Origin of the sequence: Baekduia sp., from assembly GCF_035318805.1 — a bacterium.
In the GTDB taxonomy this organism is placed as follows: domain Bacteria; phylum Actinomycetota; class Thermoleophilia; order Solirubrobacterales; family Solirubrobacteraceae; genus Baekduia.
The window spans coordinates 159,568-165,709 of the sequence record NZ_DATHDY010000029.1 but is presented as its reverse complement, the minus strand read 5'-3'; the positions used below and the strand labels follow the sequence as shown (position 1 = coordinate 165,709).

The following is a 6,142-nucleotide window of genomic DNA, read 5'->3' as shown; positions in this document are numbered from 1 at the left end:
GGGTGCGCCTTCTCGATCTCGTCGAGCAGGATCACGCTGTACGGACGGCGCCGGACCGGCTCGGTGAGCTGGCCGCCGTCGCCGTAGCCGACGTAGCCCGGAGGCGAGCCGATCAGGCGCGCGACCGTGTGCGGCTCGCGGTACTCCGACATGTCGATCCGGACCAGGGCGTCCTCGGTGGCGAACAGCCGCTCGCTGAGCGCCTTGACCAGCTCGGTCTTGCCGACGCCGGTGGGGCCGAGGAACAGAAACGAGCCCAGGGGCCGGTCCGGCTCCGACAGCCCGACGCGGGCACGGCGGATGGTGTCGGCGACCTTCTCGACCGCCTCGTCCTGGCCGACGACGCGCAGGTGCAGGTCGTCCTCCAGGTCCACCAGCCGCTGCAGCTCGCCGGCGACCAGCTCGCCCACCGGGATCCCGGTGCGCGCGGCGACCACCGCGGCGACCGCGGTCTCGTCGACCGTGGGACGCTCGGGGATCTCCGGGCCGGCCTCGGCCGCGACGGCCAGGCGGCGCTTGATCGTCGCGGCCCGCTCGTACTCCTCGGCCTCCACGGCGATGCGCAGCTCGTCGCGCAGCGCCTCGACGTCGGCGGGGGCCGGCGTCTGCAGACGCAGCTTGGCGGCGGCCTGGTCGACCAGGTCGATGGCCTTGTCGGGCAGGTGCTGCTCGGTCATGTAGCGGTCGCTCAGCCGGGCCGCCGCGTTCAGCGCGTCGTCGGTGATGTCGGCGCCGTGGTGCTCCTCGTAGGCCGAGCGCAGGCCGCGGAGGATCTCCACGGTCTCGTCGACCGACGGGGCCTCGACCATCACGGGCGAGAAGCGGCGCGCCAGCGCAGCGTCACGCTCGATCCGGCGGAACTCCGACAGCGTCGTCGCGCCGATCATCTGCAGCTCGCCACGGGCGAGCATCGGCTTGAGCAGGTTCGCGGCGTCCATCGCGCCCTCGGCGCCGCCGGCGCCCAGGACGGTGTGCAGCTCGTCGATGAACAGCACGATGCGGCCCTCGGAGGCGACGACCTCGGAGAGGACGGCCTTGAGGCGCTGCTCGAACTGGCCACGGTACTGGCTCCCGGCCACCAGGCTGCCGAGATCCAGCGCCACGACGCGGGCGTCGCGGAGCGTGTCGGGGACGTCGTCCTGCGTGATGCGCAGGGCGAGACCCTCGACGATGGCGGTCTTGCCGACGCCGGCCTCGCCGATGAGGACGGCGTTGTTCTTGCGACGGCGGGCGAGGATCTCGACGGTCTGCTCGATCTCCTCACGGCGGCCGATGACCGGGTCGATCCGGCCTTCACGCGCATCGCCGGTCAGGTCGCGTCCGAACTCGTCGAGCGCCGGCGTGGCCGACTGCTGCTGCTCGGTCTGGACACGGGTCTGGGAGGGGTCGGGGATACCGGCGCCGTCGATCGGCGTGGCGCCGACGTCGGCGGGGTTGACGCCGGCCTGGCCGAAGCCCTGCATGAGCCCGCGGGCGCAGACGTCGCACATCGCGGCCGCGTGGCGGCCGGTCTCGGTGGCGACGACCATGTGCATCGTCCCGGGGCGCTCGCCACAGACGGCGCAGGGGACGGCGTTGAAGTTGGGCTGTTCAGGCAACTTTGTTCTCGTCTCTCAGAAAGAAAATCTCAGTCGAACACACTTAAGTCTAGCGTCGTGAGAGGATGCCGCCTCATGCTGTCCGCCTACCGACGTTCCGGTGCCGACCCCCCGTTCGGCGATCCGCGCCGACCCCATGGGGTGGCGATGGAAGGCTGGTTCTGGCGCATCACGGAGCCCCGGAGCGGGGCGGTCGTGGTGGCGCTGGCGGGGGTCAACCGGGCCGCCGACGGCCGTGCGTGGGGGACCGTCGGCCTGGCGGCCCATCCGGGCGGGTTCTCACGGTCGGCGCTGGTCGACAGCGCCGAGGTCGGTGTCGATTCGTCCATCGCGATCGGCCAGGCGTTACACGCCGACCCTCGATCGGTGCGGCTCGACCTCGGGCCGGACGCCCAGCTCTCGGTCGAGCTCGACGCGGCCGTGCCGTGGCCGCGGCGCGCGTTCGGCGGGCTGGGCGCCGCGCAGGCGATCCCGGGGCTCAGCCAGTACTGGCACCCGTGGCTGCTGCAGGCGCGCGTGCGGGGCCACGCGGTCGCCGGCGGGGTGCGGATCGACCTCGACGGCGCGATCGCCTACGCGGAGAAGAACTGGTCCAACGGCGGCTTCCCGGAGGCGTGGTGGTGGGGGCAGGCGCACGCGTTCGACACCGACGAGCACGCCTGCGTGGCGTTCGCCGGCGGCCGCGCCGGGGTCGGGCCGCTGCGGATGCTCGCGACCTCGCTGGTGGTGCGGGCCGGCGGCGAGCTCGTCCGGCTCGTGCGGCCGCTTCAGCCGCTGCGCGTCGGCGTGGACGCGCGCGGGTGGCGGTTCTCCGGCCGCACCGCCGGCGGCGTGTCGGTCGAGGTCGAGGGCCACGCCAACGGCACGGCGCCCCACCGGCTGCCGATCCCGCTTCCGGCACAGCGGCGCCACCGCGAGGACGCCGCGTCCCAGCACCTGGCGGGCGAGCTGCGGGTGGTCCTGCGCCGCCGTGGGCGCACGCTCTACGAGGGCACGTCGCGGCTGGCGGGGCTGGAGCGGGGGGCGGGGTGATCGGCGGGGTGAGGGGCGCCGGGAGGGCCGGGACGGGCGACGCAGGCGTCGAGGGACGACTGAACCGCGCTATACGCGGTTGAGTCGTCCCTCGACGCCCGGGGCCCCCTCGCCGCGGTTACGCCGTCAGCCGCGCCCGCAGCGCAGCGAGCGCCTCGTCCTCGAAGCCCTGCTCGCGCAGCCAGGCCGCTGGGCTGCCGTGGCGCTCGTCGAGGAGCTCGAGGATGCGGCGCATGCTCCCGGGGCGCGGCGCGTGGCGGTCGGCCGCGTGGCCCTCGACGTCCCTGGCGTAGGTGGGCGACGACGCCAGGCGGGCGACGATCGCCTCGATCCGCTCGGCCGTCAGCGCGTAGTCGGCGACGATCGCGTCGCGGTCCGCGCCGGCCGCGTCGAGCGCCAGCGCGACGACGATCCCGGTCCGGTCCTTGCCCGCGGCGCAGTGCACGAGGGCGGCACCGCCCTCGGGCGGGTCGGCGATCGTGCGCAGCGCGGCGATCACGGAGTCGGGCCGGTGCTCGAGGTAGCCCATGTAGGTCTGCACCGTCGGCGACTCGCCGGGAATCGGAGCGCCGCCGATGCCCATCTGCCAGGGCACGATCGTGTCGGCGTCGACGACGTCGGTGTGCTCGCCGGCCTCGGGGTAGAGCGACCGGTGCTCGACGACCACGCGGTCGTGGGCCAGCAGCGGACCGGGGCCCTCGAGCCGGACCTCGACGCCCGTGCGCAGGTCGACGACCGCGCGGACGCCGTGGTCGTCGACCAGATGGGCGACGTCGGCGGCCGAGAGGTCCTGCAGGTTGTCGGACCGCAGGAGGCGTCCGGGCGCGATCGCCCCGCCCTGACACAGCGGCACGCCGCCGAGGTCACGGGCGTTGACGGCGCCCTCCAGGTCGATCCAGCGGGGAGCGGCGTCGGTCAGCGTCATCCCCCTCGACGGTAGCGAGGCGACGCTGGTGGGCGCGTGAAGGACCGGTGCTCAGCCGTCGCGCTCGGCCCGCCGCACGGCGCGCGCCAGCGCCTCGCCGCCGATCAGGCGCTCCCACGGGCCGACGACCGCCCACAGCGCGCGCAGGCGCAGGGCCGCGGAGCGGTCCACCGGCGCGATGCGGGCCTCGGAGATCAGCGCGCTGCGGCCGGGCCCGTCGTCCACGACGCCGTGGGCGAAGAGCACGCGGACCGTCCCGGGCCGGTGCCACGCGCGGAACGCCTCGGCGCCGTCGAGCCGCGGGTAGTCGCGCCGGATCGTCCAGATCCGCCCGACCAGCCCGGAGACCGACCAGCGCTCGTCCTCGGCCAGCACGGCGAACGGCGGCGCGGCGAACATCGCCCGGAACGTCACGCCCGGCGGCAGGTCGGGGATCCGCCAGCGCACCAGGCGCCCGAGCCGGCCGGTCTCGTCGAGGCGGAGCGCCGCCGCGGCGTCCCACAGGGCGTCGGGCCTCGCGTGCGAGACGCGCCGATGCCGGGTGCGAACGGCGGGCTGCGGGAGCCAGGCGTCGAGGTCGAAGGGGAGGTCGTGGTCGGGCACCCGACACCTATCCTCGTGGACCCATGGCCCTGGATCCCCGCTTCGTCGCCGATGTCGTCGCCCGCGCGCTCGCCGAGGACGTCGGCGCCGGCGACGTGACCACGCAGGCCACCGTCCCCGACGGCGCCCGGGCGGTCGCGACCATCACGCAGAAGGCCCCGGGCGTGGTCTTCGGCCTCGACGTCGCCGAGGAGGCGTTCCGGCAGGCTGACGGCGAGCTGCTGATCGAACGCCTGTGCCCGGAAGGGGCGTGGCAGGAACCCGGCACGCCGGTCCTGCGCATCACCGGATCGGCCGCCGGCATCCTCGTCGCGGAACGCACGGCCCTCAACTTCCTGCAGCGCCTGAGCGGCGTGGCGACGCTGACGGCCCGCTACGTCCGCGCGATCGAGGGCACCGGCGCCAAGATCCTCGACACGCGCAAGACCACGCCGACGCTGCGCCCGCTGGAGAAGGCGGCCGTCGTCGCCGGCGGCGGGACGAGCCATCGCTTCGGCCTGTTCGACATGGTGCTGATCAAGGAGAACCACGTCGCCGCGGCCGGTGGCGTGGGTCCGGCGGTGCGCGCGGCGCGCGAGCGGTTCGCCGGCCTCCCGATCGAGGTCGAGGCGCAGACCGGCGAGGACGTCGCCGAGGCGCTGGAGGCGGGCGCGCCCCGGATCCTGCTCGACAACATGACCCCGGACCAGATGCGCGCGATCGCCGCCGACGTCGCCGGCCGAGCCGAGCTGGAGGCCAGCGGCAACATCAACCTCGACACCGTCCGGAACGCCGCCGGCACGGGGGTAGACTTCGTGTCGGTCGGAGCGCTGACGCACTCCGCACCAGCCCTCGACCTCTCCCTCATCCTGGAGCGTCTGCCATGAACCTCCCCATGGCCCCCAGCCCCACTGCCCCGCAGGCCCTGACGGCCGACGAGATCAGCGTGCTGACCGCCGAGGTTCGCGCGCTCGCCGCCGAGCGCAACGCCGTCATCCTGGCCCACAACTACCAGGTGCCCGAGGTGCAGGACGCCGCCGACTACGTCGGCGACAGCCTCGGCCTGAGCCGCAAGGCGGCCGCCGTCGACGCCGAGGTCATCGCGTTCTGCGGCGTGCACTTCATGGCCGAGACGGCGTCGATCCTGTCGCCCGAGAAGACCGTCCTGATCCCGGACCTCGACGCCGGCTGCTCGCTGGCCGACTCGATCACCCCCGAGCAGCTCACGGCCTGGCAGGCCAAGCACCCCGACGCGGTGACCGTCATGTACGTCAACACGACGGCCGAGATCAAGGCGCTGACCGACTACTGCGTCACGTCGTCCAACGCCGTCAAGGTCGTCCAGCACATCCTCGCCGAGCGCGGTGCCGATGCGGAGATCCTGTTCGGCCCCGACATGTGGCTGGGCGCCTACGTCGAGAAGCAGGTCGGCCGCTCGCTGCACGTCTGGGACGGCGAGTGCCACGTGCACGCCGGCATCCGCCCCAAGGACATCACGACGATGCGCGCCGAGCACCCCGACGCGGACTTCCTGATCCACCCGGAGTGCGGCTGCTCGACCCAGGTCATGGAGTACGTGGCCGCGGGCGACATCGCGACCGAGGGCGTCCACATGCTGTCGACGGGCGGGATGCTCGACTACGCCAAGGAGCACGCCGGCCAGGGCGGCACCGCGATCATGGCGACCGAGACCGGCATGCTGCACCAGCTGCGCATGGCCGCGCCCGACGTCGACTTCGTCGCCGCCAACGAGCGCGCCTCCTGCCGCTACATGAAGATGATCACGCTGCCGAAGCTGCGCGACTGCCTGCGCGACCTCAGCGGCCGCGTGCAGGTCGACCCGGCCCTCGCCGAGCGCGCGCGCCTGCCGATCGAGCGCATGGTCGCGATCGGCTAGGCCGATCGGCTAGGTCGCTCCGTCGAGGTAGGCCTTCGACAGCCGCTTCGGCGCGCGCGCCAGCCAGGCCTCGACGATCAGCTCGTCGAGGTCGGCGAGGGTGATCGC

The 6,142-nt window shown here is 73.9% G+C and carries 6 protein-coding genes; 3 read left to right on the top strand and 3 right to left on the bottom strand.

Annotation, left to right across the window (positions count from 1 at the left end; translation table 11 throughout):
* The coding region (locus VK501_RS07410; RefSeq protein ID WP_324336173.1) for an ATP-dependent Clp protease ATP-binding subunit at nt 1-1,598 on the bottom strand (1,598 nt) is incomplete at its 3' end.
* Between the two features lie 147 nt (nt 1,599-1,745).
* On the opposite strand from VK501_RS07410, the gene VK501_RS07405 reads away from it, so the two are divergent.
* On the top strand, nt 1,746-2,630 hold the full coding sequence (locus VK501_RS07405) for a tocopherol cyclase family protein (RefSeq protein WP_324336171.1): 885 nt from the start codon (nt 1,746-1,748) through the stop codon (nt 2,628-2,630).
* 118 nt (nt 2,631-2,748) lie between these two features.
* On the opposite strand, the gene VK501_RS07400 is transcribed toward VK501_RS07405, so the two are convergent.
* Both VK501_RS07400 and VK501_RS07395 read right to left on the bottom strand, forming a co-directional pair.
* On the bottom strand, nt 2,749-3,555 hold the full coding sequence (locus tag VK501_RS07400) for a tyrosine-protein phosphatase (RefSeq protein WP_324336169.1): 807 nt from the start codon (nt 3,553-3,555) through the stop codon (nt 2,749-2,751).
* A 51-nt stretch (nt 3,556-3,606) separates the two neighbouring features.
* Nucleotides 3,607-4,158 carry a hypothetical protein gene (locus VK501_RS07395; protein WP_324336168.1) on the bottom strand — a complete coding sequence of 184 codons (552 nt, stop codon included), beginning with the start codon at nt 4,156-4,158 and terminating at the stop codon, nt 3,607-3,609.
* Nucleotides 4,159-4,181: 23 nt separating this feature from the next.
* On the opposite strand from VK501_RS07395, the gene nadC reads away from it, so the two are divergent.
* Together nadC and nadA are read left to right on the top strand one after the other, a co-directional pair.
* A complete protein-coding gene (nadC, locus tag VK501_RS07390; RefSeq protein ID WP_324336166.1) occupies nt 4,182-5,024 on the top strand; it encodes a carboxylating nicotinate-nucleotide diphosphorylase in 843 nt (280 codons plus the stop codon).
* Nucleotides 5,025-5,032: 8 nt separating this feature from the next.
* Nucleotides 5,033-6,034: a quinolinate synthase NadA gene (gene nadA, locus VK501_RS07385; protein WP_324336165.1), complete on the top strand. Its 1,002-nt coding sequence runs from the start codon at nt 5,033-5,035 to the stop codon at nt 6,032-6,034.
* The last annotated feature ends 108 nt before the right edge of the window (nt 6,035-6,142 follow it).